The 17,711-nt window shown below is 40.4% G+C and carries 17 protein-coding genes; 3 read left to right on the top strand and 14 right to left on the bottom strand.

Features of this window, described 5'->3' with window-relative positions:
* Positions 1-37: 37 nt before the first annotated feature.
* The 6 genes from Q0A08_RS01865 to Q0A08_RS01840 all read right to left on the bottom strand — a co-directional run bounded on the left by Q0A08_RS01865 (position 38) and on the right by Q0A08_RS01840 (position 5,005).
* Positions 38-853, bottom strand: a complete 816-nt coding sequence (locus tag Q0A08_RS01865) for an SDR family NAD(P)-dependent oxidoreductase (RefSeq protein WP_438464446.1) — start codon at positions 851-853, stop codon at positions 38-40.
* A 52-nt stretch (positions 854-905) separates the two neighbouring features.
* Positions 906-1,262: a cupin domain-containing protein gene (locus tag Q0A08_RS01860; protein WP_438464445.1), complete on the bottom strand. Its 357-nt coding sequence runs from the start codon at positions 1,260-1,262 to the stop codon at positions 906-908.
* A 92-nt stretch (positions 1,263-1,354) separates the two neighbouring features.
* Positions 1,355-2,290, bottom strand: a complete 936-nt coding sequence (locus tag Q0A08_RS01855; protein WP_438464444.1) for a cyclase family protein — start codon at positions 2,288-2,290, stop codon at positions 1,355-1,357.
* 77 nt (positions 2,291-2,367) lie between these two features.
* On the bottom strand, positions 2,368-3,237 hold the full coding sequence (locus tag Q0A08_RS01850; protein ID WP_438464443.1) for a 3-keto-5-aminohexanoate cleavage protein: 870 nt from the start codon (positions 3,235-3,237) through the stop codon (positions 2,368-2,370).
* A gap of 72 nt (positions 3,238-3,309) precedes the next feature.
* Entirely contained in the window at positions 3,310-4,224 is a 915-nt protein-coding gene (locus Q0A08_RS01845; RefSeq protein ID WP_438464442.1) for a 3-hydroxyacyl-CoA dehydrogenase family protein, read from the bottom strand.
* Positions 4,225-4,783: 559 nt separating this feature from the next.
* Entirely contained in the window at positions 4,784-5,005 is a 222-nt protein-coding gene (locus Q0A08_RS01840) for an antibiotic biosynthesis monooxygenase family protein (protein ID WP_438464441.1), read from the bottom strand.
* A gap of 253 nt (positions 5,006-5,258) precedes the next feature.
* Here Q0A08_RS01840 and Q0A08_RS01835 point away from each other — a divergent pair, with 253 nt between their 5' ends.
* The gene (locus Q0A08_RS01835) at positions 5,259-6,173 is read left to right on the top strand and encodes a LysR substrate-binding domain-containing protein (protein ID WP_438464440.1); all 915 of its coding nucleotides are present in this window, start codon (positions 5,259-5,261) and stop codon (positions 6,171-6,173) included.
* 128 nt (positions 6,174-6,301) lie between these two features.
* Here Q0A08_RS01835 and Q0A08_RS01830 read toward each other — a convergent pair whose 3' ends face one another.
* From Q0A08_RS01830 to Q0A08_RS01820, 3 genes are all read right to left on the bottom strand, one after another.
* Positions 6,302-7,465, bottom strand: coding sequence for an FAD-dependent monooxygenase (locus Q0A08_RS01830; RefSeq protein ID WP_438464439.1), 1,164 nt, complete (start codon positions 7,463-7,465; stop codon positions 6,302-6,304).
* A gap of 145 nt (positions 7,466-7,610) precedes the next feature.
* Positions 7,611-8,012, bottom strand: coding sequence for a RidA family protein (locus Q0A08_RS01825; RefSeq protein ID WP_438464438.1), 402 nt, complete (start codon positions 8,010-8,012; stop codon positions 7,611-7,613).
* 111 nt (positions 8,013-8,123) lie between these two features.
* Positions 8,124-9,050 carry a LysR family transcriptional regulator gene (locus Q0A08_RS01820; protein WP_438464437.1) on the bottom strand — a complete coding sequence of 309 codons (927 nt, stop codon included), beginning with the start codon at positions 9,048-9,050 and terminating at the stop codon, positions 8,124-8,126.
* A gap of 471 nt (positions 9,051-9,521) precedes the next feature.
* Between Q0A08_RS01820 and Q0A08_RS01815 the strand changes: the two genes are divergently transcribed.
* Together Q0A08_RS01815 and Q0A08_RS01810 are read left to right on the top strand one after the other, a co-directional pair.
* A complete protein-coding gene (locus Q0A08_RS01815) occupies positions 9,522-10,232 on the top strand; it encodes a helix-turn-helix domain-containing protein (protein ID WP_438464436.1) in 711 nt (236 codons plus the stop codon).
* 100 nt (positions 10,233-10,332) lie between these two features.
* A complete protein-coding gene (locus Q0A08_RS01810; RefSeq protein WP_438464435.1) occupies positions 10,333-11,271 on the top strand; it encodes a DMT family transporter in 939 nt (312 codons plus the stop codon).
* 79 nt (positions 11,272-11,350) lie between these two features.
* On the opposite strand, the gene Q0A08_RS01805 is transcribed toward Q0A08_RS01810, so the two are convergent.
* The 5 genes from Q0A08_RS01805 to Q0A08_RS01785 all read right to left on the bottom strand — a co-directional run bounded on the left by Q0A08_RS01805 (position 11,351) and on the right by Q0A08_RS01785 (position 17,675).
* Positions 11,351-13,564 carry a diguanylate cyclase gene (locus tag Q0A08_RS01805; RefSeq protein ID WP_438464434.1) on the bottom strand — a complete coding sequence of 738 codons (2,214 nt, stop codon included), beginning with the start codon at positions 13,562-13,564 and terminating at the stop codon, positions 11,351-11,353.
* Positions 13,565-13,877: 313 nt separating this feature from the next.
* Positions 13,878-14,654, bottom strand: coding sequence for a heme ABC transporter ATP-binding protein (locus Q0A08_RS01800; RefSeq protein WP_438464433.1), 777 nt, complete (start codon positions 14,652-14,654; stop codon positions 13,878-13,880).
* The gene (locus Q0A08_RS01795) at positions 14,651-15,742 is read right to left on the bottom strand and encodes a FecCD family ABC transporter permease (RefSeq protein WP_438464432.1); all 1,092 of its coding nucleotides are present in this window, start codon (positions 15,740-15,742) and stop codon (positions 14,651-14,653) included. The genes Q0A08_RS01800 and Q0A08_RS01795 overlap by 4 nt, the downstream gene beginning before the upstream one ends.
* Positions 15,742-16,590: a heme/hemin ABC transporter substrate-binding protein gene (locus Q0A08_RS01790; RefSeq protein ID WP_438464431.1), complete on the bottom strand. Its 849-nt coding sequence runs from the start codon at positions 16,588-16,590 to the stop codon at positions 15,742-15,744. The genes Q0A08_RS01795 and Q0A08_RS01790 overlap by 1 nt, the downstream gene beginning before the upstream one ends.
* On the bottom strand, positions 16,587-17,675 hold the full coding sequence (locus Q0A08_RS01785; RefSeq protein ID WP_438464430.1) for a hemin-degrading factor: 1,089 nt from the start codon (positions 17,673-17,675) through the stop codon (positions 16,587-16,589). Before Q0A08_RS01785 ends, Q0A08_RS01790 begins: the two co-directional genes overlap by 4 nt.
* Positions 17,676-17,711 lie beyond the last annotated feature (36 nt).

Here is a 17,711-nt window from a genome sequence, read left to right as displayed (position 1 = left end):
TTTATTCATTAAGAATAGGTGATCAAATGCCGAAGGATTAACCGGCGGTACAACCTCCATCAACATAAAGTGTTTGACCATTCATAAAGTCAGATGCGGGGGCAGAAAGGAAAAGAACCGTTCCTATCATGTCATGGGTTTCAGCCACACGCCCCATAGGAAGGCGAGATAAAAATGGGGCGATTCGAATAGGATCTTCACAAATTTCTTGAGTAAGAGGAGACTTAACTAACGTCGGTGCGATCGCATTCACGTTAATATTAAAACCAGCCTCACTACCTTTAAACGCCCATTCGGTTGCAAGCTGTTTAGTGAGATTATCCACTGCAGCCTTTGATGCCGCATAGGCAGTATAACCATCAGGATGGCCACTAAAGCCTCTTACTGAAGAAGTGTTAACTATCTTGCCATGCCCTTGTTGCATAAAGTATCGTCCAAATACTTGGCATGGAATCAATGTGCCTGTGACATTCACCTGCATGACTTGATTAAATTTATCGGCGGGCATTTCCTCTGCTGCTGCCCTAAAAGCCATGCCGGCATTGTTAATCAAGATATCTATTTTCCCAAAATCTTGATCGATTTTTTCCACTAAGCTTTGCAATCCAACAGAGTCGGTTACGTCTGATGCAATGGCAATACAATCTCCTCCCACTCGTTTGACACTAGCCACGGTTTCTTCAAGAGTAGACATGTTTCTTGCCGTCACCACGACTTTTGCACCATGTAGCGCAAAAGCTTGAGCGTATGCCGCTCCTAGGGTGCCATTGCCCCCTGTGATGACAACCACCTTTTCTTTTAGATTGAATATATTAAGAGCAAAAGTATTACTCCAGGTTTCTGTCATAGACATAATTGACTCACTTTTTATTTTTCTTAGTCTGATATTTAGGTTTTGGAGGAACTTAATGTGTCGATACCGTCACCAAAGCCGTTGTCGTTTTATTGGTATGATTCAACACACTACGACCTTCATTCGGGTATATGGCAATCGAGTCCCCTTCTACTAAGACAAGGGATTCACCACCAGCACTGGTTACTGTCAGCTCGCCTTTTACGATGAAATAGGTTTTTTCAAACTCGGCTCCGAAGCTGTCTTTTTCATACTGCATCTCAGCACCGCCTTTAGGTAAAAAGTAAGACAGACCTTGCCAAAACTGAGTAATCCCAGTTTCTTCTTTGCCTTGAAGTTTAAGCGCAGTCATATCAAAGTGGGCTGGAGGGTTATAAGGCTGAACCTTATCGAGTGATACTTTTTTCATTCTTTATCACCTCATTGATCGCGAATTAAATGAGATGAGCCCAATATTTTATTAAGCTCACCTTTAGGGTTCTTTCTTAATTTGGTAATAACCTAGTGATCACCGTATGGGTAAACTCGGGTTGGTACATCATTTAAATCGTCTTCATCAATTTCAGCGACTAGGCGTACCATAGAGCCATCCCCTTCTACCCAACGTATTGGGAAACCCATGATCTTAAAGCGTTTGCCTACTACTTTTTCCAAATCGCCACCGACATTTTCCCAACCGGTAATACCATTACCAAGCATGAGCTTATGACAAGGCTCCCAAGTTCCCCCTGTGCCTGCTTTTTCTTCAATTTCACCGTACAACTCATAATAGGCAGACTCTCCATGGAGTTTGATAAAGTGGTCTTTTTCGAACCAGGCGTAAGCACCTTCACCAAACTTTTCGATAAACTCATCAACAATAGGTTTGCCACTTTTACCCATGAGATTCATAGGAATGCCATTACGCCCCATAGAAGTATGTAGAGGATGGTCTAGAGCTTGTTGGTCCATACCCACAGTTTTCACCTTGTGTTTCACGAACCAATGCCCTGCTTCTACACCACAACCTGTGGCATAGTGGAAGTAGTCTTTTGAGTCATCCCAATTTAGGTGCATACCCGTTCTTAGAATCACTATCATGCCTTCTAGCTCTTCGTTCTTCATACCAGCTCTTCGGACGGCATCATCAAGATCTTCGGCGGTTATTAATCCCCAAACATGGGTTTTAATATCCAGGCAAACAGCATCGCCATAATACTCATCCAGCTCCATTTCGTGAGTATATCGAGCACGCCTTCCATCGAATTCTTTATCCATAACATGGCGTGGCGAATCAGCATGGGTACCACAATGCATCACAATTTTGAGTGATTGTGTTAGCACGCCAGATTTGGCGATACCATGCACAGTATCTATGTCTGGTTTTTTAAAATAAGGCCAAACTGGCATGTTAGGGCCAAATGGATGGCTTAAATCAACAAGTACTTTCTTACCCATAATTTCTCTCCTGCATAGTGAAATTAGATGATTAACCACCTTAATTTGGTGGATGATTAATTGTTTTTAGTGAAACCTTAAGTGCGAGCCAGCAACATCTCGGGGGTGTTTTGTAAGCTCAAAATCTGTCGTGTTTCATCTGGGGTCGCGATTGCTTTATCTAGCTCTGCCACCATTCGCTTGGTGCGCTCAACAAACTCAGTGTTTGATTTCGCTAACTGGCCTTTTCGATAAAAGATGTTGTCTTCCATGCCCACACGAACATTTCCACCAAGGGCCAGAGCGGCATACATAATGGGAAGATGACCACGGCCAATCCCCAGTGCAGACCAAGTAAAATTGTCACCAAGGTTGTCTTTGCAAACACTCAGTAGAAACATGAGATTTTTCACTTCCGCCGTCATGCCACCTGGTGCACCTAGTACAAACTGAATATGTGGAGGGGTTTGAATCAGCCCTTTTTTGATGTAATAAAGCAGGTTGTAAATCATGCCCACATCAAAAATTTCAATCTCAGGTTTCACATGACAATCAGCCATTGCGACTGCAAGTTTCTCTAGAAATTTAGGGCTATTTTCGAAGATGGTTGAGTGAGCCCAGTTCATAGTGCCAGCATCAAAAGAGGCTATTTCTGGACGTAACTCTTGAAAAGGTCGCATGCGGGTTTCATCATCCAACCCAAGACCGCCAGATGTGGTGAGATTAATCACTATGTCTGAACGAGAGCGAACTAGCTCGACAGTTTCAGCGAACTTATCAAAATCCATGGATGCGTTATGCTCATCGTCTCGAACATGAATATGCGCAATTGAGGCTCCTGCTTCACCACAAAGTACTATCTCATCCGCTTCTTCCTGCGGTGTTAATGGCACATAAGGTGAATCGGTTTTTTTGGGCCAAGCCCCGGTACATGCAACGGTTAAAATAACTTTATCTTCAAGTGACATGGTGAACCTCGATCTTGAAATAGGTTGAGTTAAGGGTGGCCTTTCTGAACCACCAGAATAGAAATATAAGGCTTAGCTTTTCTGGGTTTGATTCACCTTTAATAGGTAGTCAACGAGGTCTGATCTCACTTGTTTAGCATCTTGTTCTGACCATGACATGAAGCCACGACCTGTTTTCATCCCCAGCTCGCCACTTGCTACTTTTTCTTGTAAAAGTGGTGACGGAGTCTCGTCACGGTTGATACCCTTCAAAATGACATTGTGAATATCTAAAGTAAGATCCAAGCCAACCAAATCACTATTTTCAATAGGGCCTAGTACAGGCAGACGTAAACCAAATGAGTTTTTAACAACCACATCGACGGTTTCAGCGTCACAAACACCGTCATTGATTAAAGCGATAGCTTCGCGCCATAAGGCATGCTGAAGGCGGTTACCTACAAAACCCGCAACATCTTTTTTGACATGTACTGGCTTCTTACCGACCTGCTCTAACAGGGCAATTGTTTGATCAACAACCCAATCACTGGTTGTTTCTGACTGAACAACTTCAACAAGCGGAATGAGATAAGCAGGGTTCCACCAATGGGTTCCAACAAGACGGCCTTTATGGTCCAAGTCTTGGCCTATTTCTTTAATGGGAATAACAGAGGTATTGCTTGCCAGAATGGCATTCTCTTTAACTAAAGGAAGTAACTCTCGGAAAATGGCGCGTTTGACCTCAAGCTGCTCTGGCGCGGCTTCGAATACAATATCAGCTTCATCAACCGTCTCCGCAAGACTGTTTGAAACGATAAGATTCTCAAGACAATCATGAGGTTCTTTTACCAAGTCTAAATTCTGACGCAGACGATCAACTAGGCTTTTCAACGAAGATTCAACAGGGTCATAAACCCTAACCAGCTTACCTTGGCTAGCAAAAACCTGTGCAATGCCAGCGCCCATAAGACCTGCGCCGATAACGGCGATTGTGTTTATATTTTGCATTATCTATTGCTCTTATTTTTATTTTGGTGCTTAAAAAGAAACGTAATTAACAAATGGATAAACGACTCTTTTTAGCTAGTCTTGCAACAAATACTGTACCGCAAAACGATACATGTCAACCGCGATACGGTTGCATTTTATATTTCATTCACACTAATAACCCAGTATTGAGGCGATAGAAAAAACGAAAAACCTTTTTAAGGTATTGATAAATAAAAATAAAAAAACACTTTTAAAGTTTAATAAGAGAAAGTAAAAAGACATTTGTTTTTTGAAAATAAAAGAATAGAAAGTGACTGCTAAGACACTCTTGGCGAAAAATATGTGTTTAAGCTGGAGAAACTTGCCTAAATAGCTTGTTCGAATTTGACACCAGAAGTCTTAAAAAATATAAAATCTGAGAGGCTCTTTTCTTAAAGAGTGTGACTTTTAGTTGGTATTTCTTGTACTAAATTAATTAGAAGGTGATTTAGATTTAAAGCTTTTAATAGGGTGGATAGGAGCTTTTCATAAACAAACTCCTATCTGTTTTTACACGTCGAATTTATCTCGCCTCAGTTTAATAATCCCTTTCAACTTTGCAGACCCTTACTTTAAATGCGTCATACCATAGTGTACGCCCTAATTTCTGAGCTTCTAGGTGATCGACATTGGCTTTCCAGTTTTTAATAGAGGCTAGGTTGTCCCAATAAGACACGGTAATACCCACCTCTTCACGGGCTGACTCGATACCTAAAAAACCTGCTTGAATTGAGGCTAACTCAACCATTTTTTTAGCCATTGCGTTATAACCTTTGTCACCTTGCCTGCGGCATGAAGTAAAAATCACTGCAAAATATGGAGGAGTTGGAGTTTTGGCGATAAGCTCGCTCATATTGGGATTTGTTGTTTCATTTATCATAAAAGTGTCTCGCATAAGAGATTAAAAAAAGCGCTTTAAACGGCTAACATTGGAGTTCAGATCGCAATTTAAGTTGGAATACAGCCTTAAACAAGCGACAATTCTTACACCTTAGTTAACTTAAACTCATATCATGATTTTATCTCGTATCTCACTCGCTTCATTGCGTACCTTTGCTTGTGTTGCCTACCATGGCTCACATAGCCTTGCTGCTGAGCAACTTTGTATAAGCCCAAGCGCAGTCAGTCATCAGATGAAATTATTAGAACAGCAACTAGAGGTCAGCCTGTTTATTCGTCGATCAAGAGGCGTTGAACTTACCCATGCAGGACAAGAGTTAGCTGAATATGCATCCCAAGCCATGCACCAATTAGAGCAAGGCCTGCAATCTGCTGTTAATACGTCAAAACAGACTCTGAGTATTGCGGCCATACCTGCGGTGGTTCAGCAGTGGTTAGTTCCAAGGCTGAATCGATTTTATAAAAAGCATCCAGATATTGAACTATCACTTTTAGATCAAGATGCATTGGTCGATTTTAATCAACAAGCCATAGACCTTCATATTCACTTTGGGAGCGGAGAATTTATTGGTTTAAGGAGTGAGTTTCTGATGGCTGAATGGGCAACCCCTGTGTGTTCCCCTATGCTGATTGAACAATCACCTGATCTATTAATGAATGTACAAGACTTACTAATATCACCTAAAACAAGAAGGCTTACATATTTAGGCTTTAACGAAGATAAACCAGGCGGTTTAACTTGGACAGGATGGTTCAATCAAGCAGGCCTTACTTTAAATACTCAGCAAGCAAGTACCTCGTTTAATCATCTTGCACCTTTATTTAATGCGGCAATTGCGGGACAAGGCATTGCTCTTGGATGGCAACAACTGATTGATAATGAAATCAGAAGTAAGCAACTTGTTGCCTTGAGTGAGATTCGTGTTCCGTTGAAGTATAGTTATTATGCTGTTGCACCAGATCATCATTTTAAACGGCCTATAGTTCAAAGCTTTATAGATTGGATAAAGTCAGAAGCGAGTAATTAAGTCCTCTTTAACGCTAGATTTCTCATTGATATTAATCACTCAGCATACAACTCATCAAACCAATAAACACAAAAGGAATGAATGAAGAGCCGTTTCTCTGCATTTATTCCTTTTATGAAATTAAACCTTTAAGGCCATGCGTACATTTGCTGGGTATTTTTCTGCATCATGAATTTCGACATATGTTTAACCGCAGTATCACGCATATAGCAGGCGACTGGGTTCGATAGGTTTGTTACTTGGCCTATTTGCCAAGCGGCCTTTACTAGGCTGTCTACTTTCTTTCGTCGCCCTTGTTCAAACCGCTTGAATGCAGTTTCAACATCCTGATACTGACTGATAGCAGATGATAATGTTTTAGCTAATAGGTAGGCATCTTCAATGGCTTGAGCGCCTCCTTGCCCTAAATTAGGTGTACTTGCATGAGCCGCATCCCCTACTAATACGACATTTCTGTCTGACCAGTTTGATAAGGGCGCTAGGTCATATATATGATCTTGAATAATCTGGTTTGGTTGGGTGCTTTCCAGCAAAGCTTGCACTGGGGAAGGATAATGGGAAAAGTGTTTGACCAGAGTTTGTGAGTCAACATTCTGATCTAAAGGGGCCTTTTGATACTGCGTTGCATACCAGTAGACTTGCTCAGGCGCAATTTTGACAAAACCAAACCGAGAGCCTTGCCCCCAAATCTCGGTAAGCTGAGAGCGCCACCTTGCATCAATCTCAATATTGGCAATACCTCGCCAACACACTTGACCAGAATATCTCAGATTGCTTTGAGCAGAAGCACTAGGAAATAAACTGTTTCTAACCTTGGATCTAAGTCCATCAGCACCAATTACAAAGTCAGCACTGGCTTTACTGCTATTGAGAAAGTCGACTTTCACCTTATTGGTTTCAACGTTAAGTTTTTCACACTTATGGTCAAGTTTTATCTGCTTATTACTAAGCTTATTTAGCAGGATTTTTTGCAGCTCTCCCCTATGGATTGCATGGGTTTGAAAGCTTTTTCCGTGGTAAGCATAATCCGTCGACGAAGAGGAAAGCGTTTCTCCGTTTACATTCATAATCACCATAGATTGAATCGGCTGAGCAAAAGGCTTTAATTGCTCAACCAAGTTATATTGAGCTAAAACAGCCATGGCATTGGGTGGGATTAATATTCCGGCGCCTTTGACACTAAGTTCTGGGGCCGCTTCAAATATTTGAGTCTCAATGCCTTTACCTTGAGACTCAAGCGCTATGGCTGTTGTTAGCCCACCAATACCTGCGCCAATTATGATTCCTTTCATTTTTTACCTCTTACAAATTGATTTTAATCTTTTTGCATTAGGCAGTAATAAGAGCATAAGCTAGCTAATAAAGGCAAAGTTTTATAGTAAAAAGTCAGACTGTCAGCAAGAGATTAATATATTTATTCCAAGGTATTTCTTATGCCTAGTCTGTTAATTGAGCAATAGCCTCAATCTCAATTAAAAGGTCGGGACTAGCCAGCGAAGTCACGCCAACACCCGTTAATGCAGGACGAGCTTTAGCAATAAATTTACTTAAAACAGGCCCTAATGCCTCCATATGGTCCGATACCTCGCCCTTAACATAAATGCGTACTTGAAGTAGGTCATCAATAGATGAGCCAGACTCCTCAAGCACTGTTGTTAAATTTTCCATTGCTGCCTCGGCTTGACCTGCCATACTAGTATTTGTCACTGCAAAATCTTTTGACCAATCCACTTGACCAGAAACAAAAACAAGCCCTAATTTAGTAGCAACCGCAGCATGAGATAAACCGTTTTGAGAGCCATCATACAGGCTTATGGGATTAATTTTTAAAATAGCCATTTCTGTTAAACCTATCTTTAATATTTAAAAATAAAGCATAAATTTAATGGCAGTCAGCAACAATCAAGCTCAAGAGGTAACGGATACAAGCCTAGGTTGTTAACTCACAGGCTAGCCCTCAAATTCTGGGTTATCTAATAAGCTAGCCTCTAATAAAAAGCGAATCAGTTCATCATTTTTAACCTTGGCATGATAGGCTGCGACGACTTGATAACCTGGGGGCGTTTTTTCCAATTCAATCACTCTTAAGCCAGTGATAGGCAAAAGTCTTGATGGTATAAAGCCCACCATATCAGAGGCTTTAATATACTCTTGCGCCATATAAAATGTTGGGGCAGATACACTCACATGTCGAGTCATACCTTGTTGTGAGAACCAAGCCTCTGCTGACCCTGTTAAACTGGCTGTTCCTGGGTTTACCACTACAAAATCCCGTTGCACTAAGTCCTTCACTGTCGTTGGAGGTTGCGGATTTCCCTCCCTGTTTACAGTATCTTTGCTAATTTTGTCTAAATCAGCTTCAACGCAGACATATCTTTCAATAAACAAAGGGGTCGAGATCAAACCATCAGGTACGTAACCTGAGGTCGTCAAGGCTAAGTCGATGTCTCCTTGACTCATTTTTTTAGTAAGCGCTGCCACTTCAATATTACAAACAATCACCTTTACCAAAGGTGCGACTTGCCTTAGCTTATTAATTAATTTAGGTAAAATAACGGCTTGAGCATAATCCGTTGCCGAAATAACGACTTGTCGTTCCATTTTACTAATGTCATTACTAGCTGGTAATGGAAAAGCATTTAGCTGACTAATTAAGCTTTCAACATAAGACTGAATACTTCTAGCATAAGGTGTCGGCACAATACCGTGCCCTTCTCTTATAAATAAGTTGTCACCTAGAATATTTCTTAGCCTTTTAAGCTTTGCACTAACTGCTTGCTGGGATAGGTTTAAAGACTCTGCCGCTAACGAGATGTTATGAAATTGAAGTAAGGCAGCAAGTGTTTTCAGATGATGAAGCTCTAGTTTTTCAATCATATATGGCCTATAAGCAAAAGCAGTCTAACTCGTTAAAAATGTACAGACTAAAACTTTACTAGGAAAAGTCAAAGTTAACCGACTATAACGCCACTAGACTGACGATTAACGACCTCCTCTATCCTTGTTAACAAATAAGAAGAGGCTGTCATACTCACATCTAAGGGTTTCAGTCATTAATTTGTGCCTGTTGCCCAAAGTGCTTTCCTGATATTTGTCACTACGATCGTTTTAACCTCTTAAAACAGGCAATAAGATTATTAAAAAAGATGAGATTAGCGCTTGGCTTTATCAATGGAGATAGTGAGTGAGCCGATCTCAACATAGAATCCATACATTAAATAGCAACTAATGACTAAAAATTGAAATCAGCCTAGCTTATCAAGTAAGAAAATAAGCTTTTGAACAAAGTGCGCTATATAATTACTTGATAGCATTACCCTAGCTCTTTAGCATTTTTTTGGAGATATGATGTCGGCAAAACTCTTTATTCGTTCTTTTAGCTTTGCTACATACACACATCTTCACGACTATAGTCAGCTGGTTATTCCCATTAGAGGAGCCGCTGATAACTTTACAGAAATGGGTAGCGGACGTATTGGTCCCGGCCAATGTATTGTGTTTCCAAAAGGATGTGAACACAGATTCGTACCAGATGAAAACTCGAGCTTTTTAGTGGCAGATATGGATGAACTTCCACCAAGTTTATCCTGCCTTTCTCATCCAGTTATCAGCATTCCACCCGCACTCCAATTATTTTGTGGTTATGTTGAAAAACAACTGGAATACCCTATCAGCAACCATTTATATGAATCCATGGGTTCAATGTTCATGTCGATATTAGAAGAGCAAACCTTCATACCAAGACTAGACCCCAGAATCGCGAGAGTTTTAGAGTACTTTGAAAAAGATATTAGTGTGACACCAAGTTTGGCAACATTAGCCCAAGTTGCCTGTTTAAGTGTGAGCCAGCTAAAGAATCTCTTCAAAAAAGAAACGGGCCAAACCACCAGCCAATATCTGTTATCAATCCGCATGACGAAAGCAAGAGGCCTGCTTGCTCATACAGATACCCCCGTGAATATCGTGGCGAATAGTGTGGGTTATCAAGACCTATCTGCTTTTAGTCACCGCTTTTCAGTTTATTTTGGGCACTCTCCCAGCAATTCACGCCATCAATAATATTAGTTTGGTCTTTTCAAATAAGTTAATCGGCTTTTCACAACATTTAAATTTTTCCAATATGGATATACTGCAACACGTCATTTAAGAGGAATAACTGATGGATTCACGTAAAGATATTGATCGTTTAGCAATAACGATCGTTGCGCTAGTCAGCTTAATTTGGGGCTTACAACAAGTCTTTGTAAAAGCGGTTGCGTCCGATATGTCGCCAGTATTACAAATTGCATTAAGGTCAGGTATTGCAGCCGTACTCTTAACCTTAGTCATGCTTTGGCGTAAAGAGTCGTTAATCAATCGCAACACCTTCAAACCAGGAATTATCGCAGGCTTACTTTTCTCTCTCGAATTCTTTTTTGTAGGTGAAGGTCTAAGGCATACAACGGCGTCTCACATGGTTGTCTTCATGTATACAGCCCCCATTTTTGTCGCCTTTTGTCTGCATTTCACTGTTAAATCAGAACAACTAAAACCACTGCAATGGTTAGGCATTATTGTTGCTTTTGTTGGGATATCACTGACATTCCTTTTAAGAGAAGCAGAATCAGGTACAGCAAGTGCGCCAAATATGCTTTGGGGTGATTTATTAGCTATCTTTGGTGCTATCTCTTGGGCTGCAACAACCGTACTTGTGCGTAAATCAAGTTTAGCCTCAGCGCCAGCAACACAAACCCTCTGGTATCAGTTAATTGTTTCGTTTGTCGTCATTTTTATTGTGGCGATAGTAACAGGGCAAACCCAATATTCACTGACACCATCCGTTATGGGTAACCTTGTTTTCCAAGGAATCATTGTTACCTTTGCAAGTTATCTCATTTGGTTCTGGTTACTAAGGCAATACTCAGCTTCACAACTTGGTGTGTTTACCTTTATGACACCCATGTTTGGTATTGGGTTTGGAGTATGGATTTTAGATGAGCCACTTGAAATGAGTTTTATCTATGGCGCTATTTTAGTCATGCTGGGCATAGTTTTAGTTAATGGACATAAACGAATTGCATCAGGTATTAAACTTGTATTGCGCAAACCAGTATCTTAAAAAACACTTTGGTTAGAGGTATTTTAATTAGTAGCATTCAGATAAATGGTTTAAAGCATATAAAAAGCAGTTTTTTGCTTTAAGCCATTTTGCTATCAATAATAGTTTCACTGGTTAAGTAAACATCAGAAACTTGGTTACGACCATTTTCCTTCGCCGTATATAGAGCTTTATCACTTCGTCTAATGATCTGTTCCCATGACACATCACCACCACTAACCTGAGCACAACCCACACTAACAGTAACAACACCATAATCGCTTTTATCATGCTTAATCTGAAGTGATGCCACTTCTTTGACCATTTTTCTTGCCTGTGTATAGGCCCTTTCTAAATCCGACTCGGGCAGAACACAAATAAACTCTTCACCACCAAAGCGATAAATTTGATCTGATTTGACTAGTTGAGCGTTTAAGCAATTAACCACTTGAATGAGCGTATTGTCACCCTCTTGGTGGCCATAGTAGTCATTAAATTTTTTAAAAAAATCTACATCGAATAAAAGTACAGCGTAATTTTGCCCCTCTTCTTTGAATCGAGTATGCATTAGGTTTAGGTGTCGCTCTAACCCTCTGCGATTGCCAATGTTTAACATCATATCCAACATGGCAAGCTCTTCTAAATGTCGATTGGCAACCTCTAATTTAAGTGTTCTTTCTTTTACCGTTTTTTCCAAGTCATAATTAAGTTTTTTGATTTTTTCTTCGTTCTCAGTTAACTCTGTAATATCCACGTGCGTGCCGACAAAACGTATGGCATTACCTTCTTCATCCCTAACAACAACTCCACGGGTAAGTATATGAACCAAATGCCCTTTTTTATGACGCATCCTAATCTTATACTTGAAAGTATTCTCATCAGAGCTCTTCACCGACTCAATTTCATCTTGTAAATGCTTATGCTCCTTATTGTCTAATAAATTAAAATAGGTACTTGAATCTTGTGTTAACTCATCAGAATCGTAACCCAGCATCTTCTTCCAACGAGGAGAGTAATACACTTTATTGGTATCTAGGTGCCAATCCCAAAGTCCATCATTGGCACCTTTCATCGCCAACTCGAATCTCTCTTCACTCATTTCTAGACGTTTTTGCCTATCTAATATTACCTTTGCCATTTGTGAAAAGGTTTGTGAAAGCTCATTTAACTCTCCCGTACCAGCATTGTCACTTTCTGCCTGATAATTCCCCTCTTTCAACCTGTTTGCCTGGCCTACTAGGCGACCAATAGGATCAGTTATGGCTTTTGCTATCCATATCGCTGCCAACATAAACACACACAAAGAGATGACAAAAACAAACGCATAGAGATTTTTAAGTTCATAAGATACTTGGTTAATATTTTTTTCTGACACCATCAAGGCAATGGAGTATTGGCTTGAAGCAATAGGGCTGTAGAAGAGATAGTTAGTTTCTCCTGTTTCCTTCAAAGTAAACTCTGTCACTCCTGATAATCTTTGCATCATGGCAGTATGAGACTCATGAAGCTCTACTTCTGGTTCTTGATAGATATTGCTAGACACTGAAATAGGTAACCCTTTTGCATCTTTTACCACCTCTCCCTTTCCATTTTGCTTTAATCGTACAAGCTTTTTCTCATCCCAGTGGTACCAATATGTCCCGCTAGAACTAATTAGCATGACTTTTGGTGTCCAGTTAAATTGTGAAAAAGTAGAACGAGTTAAATCAGTAATCATGGTGGAGATGCGATTCCACTCTATCGAGGCACCAACCATGCCTTTGAGTTGGTTACCATCAAACACTGTAGTTGCAATGATTAATTGGCTCACGCCAGTTGAGTACGAAATGATGGGATCAGAAAGGTGGGTAACGGCTTTTTCCGATAAGTTATTACCCACTGTTTCTTGCCAATATTTTCTTGAAGTCAAAACTTTTGGTTTAGATTTTGGGTCATTATCATCAAAAGTACATTTATAGTTTTGTGCCAAATTACCACACACAGTATTGTATAAATGACCTTTTTTATCACTTACTAAAAGTTTTTCATAACGGCCATTTTGGCGTAATAGCTCTTTCTTCAACACTGGTTGAAATTGGACAGGGTCTAAAGACTTTACTTGATCTATTTGAGCATAAATTTCTATTTCACGAATACTGCTATAAAACTCATCGGAAAGCTTTGATGACATTAATTGAAGATAATTTTGGATTGTATGCTTGGTATCTTTCTCTGCATCATTGGTTACATGCCAAAGTACAAAAAAAATCAAAATTGAGACAGGAACTAGGGTTGTTACAATCAAAGAAAGCGATATTTTATATCTTAAGTTCATATGCTTGTTTTCCCCTAAAGGCTAACAGCAACCCTTGCTTAATATGAGTCCATTCGAATTAATAATAAAATTGCTATAGCGAATCAATACTATTAAAACACCCGTTCATTGCTCTGGATAATTTTTTACAATATCTAATTATATTATGAATATTTTCCCATTTAAAAATGTTGTAGTAACGACATTTTTTGTAACCGACTGTTTTTTTTAATCGGTAACAACTAACGGGAGTTGATACAAAGCCATCAACTCTTCTCTCAATTAGAGTTAAGTTCTTTACTCAATAATAGATTAATTAAGCCTCAAGCCATCATTAACTCGCAATGACCAGAGGATAATCTTGCTCTGGATGCGGCATGACAGTAACTTTAATGCCATACAAGCTCTCAATTTGTTGAGGTGTCAGTACGGTTTTCACATCCCCTTGCGCTAAACATAAGCCTTCTGAGAGTAAGATAATGCGATCAGCATACTGAGCAGCCAAATTGAGATCATGCAGAATTGCCAATACCCCCACACCTTGCTTTGTGAGATTACGTGCTAACGCCAAAGTTTGATGCTGATGTGCTAAATCAAGGGCAGAGGTGGGTTCGTCTAATAATAGATAGCGCTCTCCTAAGTCACTTTTTTGCCAAATTTGTGTTAGTACTCTAGCCAGCTGCACCCTTTGCTTCTCGCCACCTGACAAAGAAGGGTAAAGCGCACCCGCTAAATGAGATACATCCGCTTGCAGCATAGCATCACTCACAATCTGGCGATCAATGACTCTGCCAGTACTATGAGGCAAGCGGCCAAGATTGACGACTTCACTCACGCTGAAAGGAAACGCTAGAGCCGAAGATTGTGGTAATACACCTAATAGTTTTGCAACTTCCGATGCCTTCCAACATTTTAAATTGTGCCCTTCCAATACTATCTCGCCGTCATAATGCCTGTGTTCTCCACTTAGCACTTTAAAAAGAGTGGATTTACCGGCGCCATTTGGCCCTAGAATCGCAACGACTTCATTACTGTCTAATTTAAAATTAATATCAGATAGCAGTTTCTTAGCACCTATTTTTAAACTTAGATTTTTAACTTCAAGGCTCATAAGGCATTACTCCTTGCACGATAAACCACCATACCAATAAAGAAGGGTCCACCAATCAAAGTGGTAATCAGACCTATCGGTAGCTCAGCAGGCGCAATAATCGTACGAGAAACAATATCGGCAATCAGTAAAAATAAGCCTCCAAGTAATGCACTTAAAACCAGAAGATACCTATGATCTGGCCCCAAAGTTAAGCGCACCAAGTGCGGCACAATTAACCCTACAAAACCAATTAATCCAGAAACAGAGACACAGGCACCTACTGCTATGGCCGTCAGAAAAATCAGACGTCGTTTAACTTTTTCCACATCTATACCTAAGTGCCTAGCTTCCGATTCCCCCAACAAAAGTGCATTCAGCTCTTTAGCGTAAAGTGGAATTAATACTAGTGGAATGATAATAAAAGATCCTGCTGTCATCACACTTTGCCAAGTAGCACCCCCAACACTTCCCATGGACCAAAAAGTCAGGGTTCTGAGTTGGCTATCATCAGCCAGATAAGTTAAAAAACCTACTCCAGCAACAGTGACTATACCTATCGCTATGCCTGCTAAAAGCATGCTAGTAACTGAAGTACCGTATTTAGTCGTGGCGATTTTTGCCACTAGGCTAGTGGTTAATAGTGCCCCTAAAAATGACGCTACCATTAAACTGTATTGTCCGAGTATCTCACTGATAAAACTTAAGGCACTTCCTCCAAATACAATCATGGATACTGCTGCTAATGAGGCACCGCCTGTCACTCCTACAAGGCCAGGGTCCGCTAATGGATTACGAAATAGCCCCTGCATTGCGGCACCACATACTGCGAGCGCCGCACCGACCATGATAGCAAGCAAGGTACGAGGTAAACGAATAGCCGTTACGATAGTATCTACCGTTGCGCTCACATTCGATTCATGAAGCCCCATTTTTGCAGTCATGACGCTCAAAGAATCCAACATGCTGATTTGCATTGGCCCAATGCCAACTGAAGCTAGAAATGACACAGCAAGGGCAATAAGGAGTAGCACTGTTGCTAAACGTACACGTCGTTCCCTGATACTCAAAGAAAGCTCATTTATAGGAGAAGACAAGGCAGTTGCCATTATTTATCTCCTCTATCTGGGTAAAACTCATGGCCAAGCTCACGAATGGCATCAGCAATACGTGGCCCAAAGCCCAATAGTTTCATACCATCCATAGTGACAATACGTTGATTTTTACCTGCTGGTGTAAGACTAAATCCAGCGCTATTAAGTTGCTCAATCGTCACGCCATGATCCCCACCCCTATCCATCATTAAAATTATGTCAGGTTGAGCAGCGATAATAGCTTCGACAGGCATAGGTTTATAACCACTAAAACCTTGAGCGGCATTAACACCTCCAGCTAAGTAAATAATCTCTGCAGCGTGTGTATCAGCACCTGACACCACAGGACTACCAGATTGCATACTCAGTACAAATAGCACTTTTACTTTGTCTTGGATATTGACTAAGTTTTGTCTTACTGCAATAACATCAAGCTCTATTTTTTGCCAAAGCTGCTTACCTTCAATTTCTTTACCTAACAATTTAGAAACCGCTAAGATTTTTTCACGTACAGCATTAAGGCTCGCCTTATCACTGTACTTAAATACCTTTACACCCGCGCCTTCTATCTGATTTAGGATTTTTTCAGGCCCTGAGTCTTGTGTTGCAATCAGCACTTGCGGCTCTAGCGATAAAACCCCTTCAGCAGAGATATTTCTTCTGTAACCTATCTGAGGGAGAAAACGAGCAGTAATGGGAAAACCCGATGTAGTATCCACTCCAACAAGTTTATGTTCTTGACCCAAAGCGTAAACGATTTCAGTTAAAGAACCATCTGCAGAAACTATACGTTTTACCTCTTCAGCAAACGCTGTATGGCATGCTAGCAATATAGTTAAAGCGAATGAAATGGATTTCATCATGCGACCGCTTCCGTTTTAATCAAACCTTCTGCAAAAGCACGCCATTGGGCGTTTTCTGGGTTACCCTCTTCTCTTTGTCCAAAGAATTGAGCAATGGTTTCACCTGCTTTGTTATACAACTCAAGGGAAGTAATATCACCATCCGAGCTTGGTTTACGAATCAACCAAGCGGATTCAATATTGGCAGTTAAAAGGTGAAGATTAAATTCTGGATCTAGGATGTTTAACCAAGGCCCCAATGTTTTCACTTTATTAATTTGGCCAGTATGTATTTGGATATTGCCACGGTTACCGACAAAACACATGATGGACAGATCAGTAGCTGCAATATCATTTAAAAGTGGCTCTATCAAATCGGGATCGAATTGCTGTGCCAGGGGCGCACCCACTAATTTGAATGACTGTACACGGGATACCTGATGCTTCTTTAATAAACCAAAGAATTGATGCACATTACGCATTTCACCCCACTCCTTAATGAGTGCAGCTTTGTTCACATCCTTATCTGCAGCATACTCAATCACATCTGGATCTCGCTTCAAGGCCAATGCTGGACTATCCACTTTGCAATGCTTGTCGACTAGCGCTTCAAATGCAGCAAAATTACTGTCTGCTTGTAGGTAAATTTTCTGAATCGCCACCCCTTCTACATCAAAAAACTGCAAGCTATAACGGGGGCCTGAATCTAAATCTTCGACTACAGCAAAACCTGAGTCCCAACGGCTAATTATGATACGTAAATCAATTTTTCTATCTGGCGTAATGACTAATCCCATTGGGCCATTAATGCTGACATTATCGTAAATACCTTTACGCTCATGCACCGCACTGTCATTACGAGTCAAAGTCATGATGTAACCAAGACTTGGAAAATCACGAATAATATCGGCAAACTTATTTGATAATCGCACACTACGCAAACCACATTGGGCCTCTAATAACTTAGCCTCTGCAACATTAAGCTGTTCTGCTGCATCACGACGACGAAGTTTTGGCTGATCCTGCATAAGTGTTTTGTACTTTGCACTTAAAGGAAGGCTATTTTTGTTGGCTGCCGATTCAAATATGGTATTAAGTAACTGCATATCTAGGTCTCTTTGAGGTTTTTATCTTTAAAGTGT

It is taken from the genome of Marinomonas sp. PE14-40 (assembly GCF_051623805.1).
GTDB lineage: Bacteria > Pseudomonadota > Gammaproteobacteria > Pseudomonadales > Marinomonadaceae > Marinomonas.
The sequence above is the reverse complement of the archived record's forward strand: the minus strand, read 5'-3'. Positions and strand labels throughout refer to the sequence as shown.

Coding starts and splice junctions, on each gene's coding strand:
- Q0A08_RS01865 (WP_438464446.1), bottom strand. CDS start 853: ATGTCTATGACAGAAACCTGGAGTAATACTTTTGCTCTTAATATATTC.
- Q0A08_RS01860 (WP_438464445.1), bottom strand. CDS start 1,262: ATGAAAAAAGTATCACTCGATAAGGTTCAGCCTTATAACCCTCCAGCC.
- Q0A08_RS01855 (WP_438464444.1), bottom strand. CDS start 2,290: ATGGGTAAGAAAGTACTTGTTGATTTAAGCCATCCATTTGGCCCTAAC.
- Q0A08_RS01850 (WP_438464443.1), bottom strand. CDS start 3,237: ATGTCACTTGAAGATAAAGTTATTTTAACCGTTGCATGTACCGGGGCT.
- Q0A08_RS01845 (WP_438464442.1), bottom strand. CDS start 4,224: ATGCAAAATATAAACACAATCGCCGTTATCGGCGCAGGTCTTATGGGC.
- Q0A08_RS01840 (WP_438464441.1), bottom strand. CDS start 5,005: ATGGCTAAAAAAATGGTTGAGTTAGCCTCAATTCAAGCAGGTTTTTTA.
- Q0A08_RS01835 (WP_438464440.1), top strand. CDS start 5,259: ATGATTTTATCTCGTATCTCACTCGCTTCATTGCGTACCTTTGCTTGT.
- Q0A08_RS01830 (WP_438464439.1), bottom strand. CDS start 7,465: ATGAAAGGAATCATAATTGGCGCAGGTATTGGTGGGCTAACAACAGCC.
- Q0A08_RS01825 (WP_438464438.1), bottom strand. CDS start 8,012: ATGGCTATTTTAAAAATTAATCCCATAAGCCTGTATGATGGCTCTCAA.
- Q0A08_RS01820 (WP_438464437.1), bottom strand. CDS start 9,050: ATGATTGAAAAACTAGAGCTTCATCATCTGAAAACACTTGCTGCCTTA.
- Q0A08_RS01815 (WP_438464436.1), top strand. CDS start 9,522: ATGTCGGCAAAACTCTTTATTCGTTCTTTTAGCTTTGCTACATACACA.
- Q0A08_RS01810 (WP_438464435.1), top strand. CDS start 10,333: ATGGATTCACGTAAAGATATTGATCGTTTAGCAATAACGATCGTTGCG.
- Q0A08_RS01805 (WP_438464434.1), bottom strand. CDS start 13,564: ATGAACTTAAGATATAAAATATCGCTTTCTTTGATTGTAACAACCCTA.
- Q0A08_RS01800 (WP_438464433.1), bottom strand. CDS start 14,654: ATGAGCCTTGAAGTTAAAAATCTAAGTTTAAAAATAGGTGCTAAGAAA.
- Q0A08_RS01795 (WP_438464432.1), bottom strand. CDS start 15,742: ATGGCAACTGCCTTGTCTTCTCCTATAAATGAGCTTTCTTTGAGTATC.
- Q0A08_RS01790 (WP_438464431.1), bottom strand. CDS start 16,590: ATGATGAAATCCATTTCATTCGCTTTAACTATATTGCTAGCATGCCAT.
- Q0A08_RS01785 (WP_438464430.1), bottom strand. CDS start 17,675: ATGCAGTTACTTAATACCATATTTGAATCGGCAGCCAACAAAAATAGC.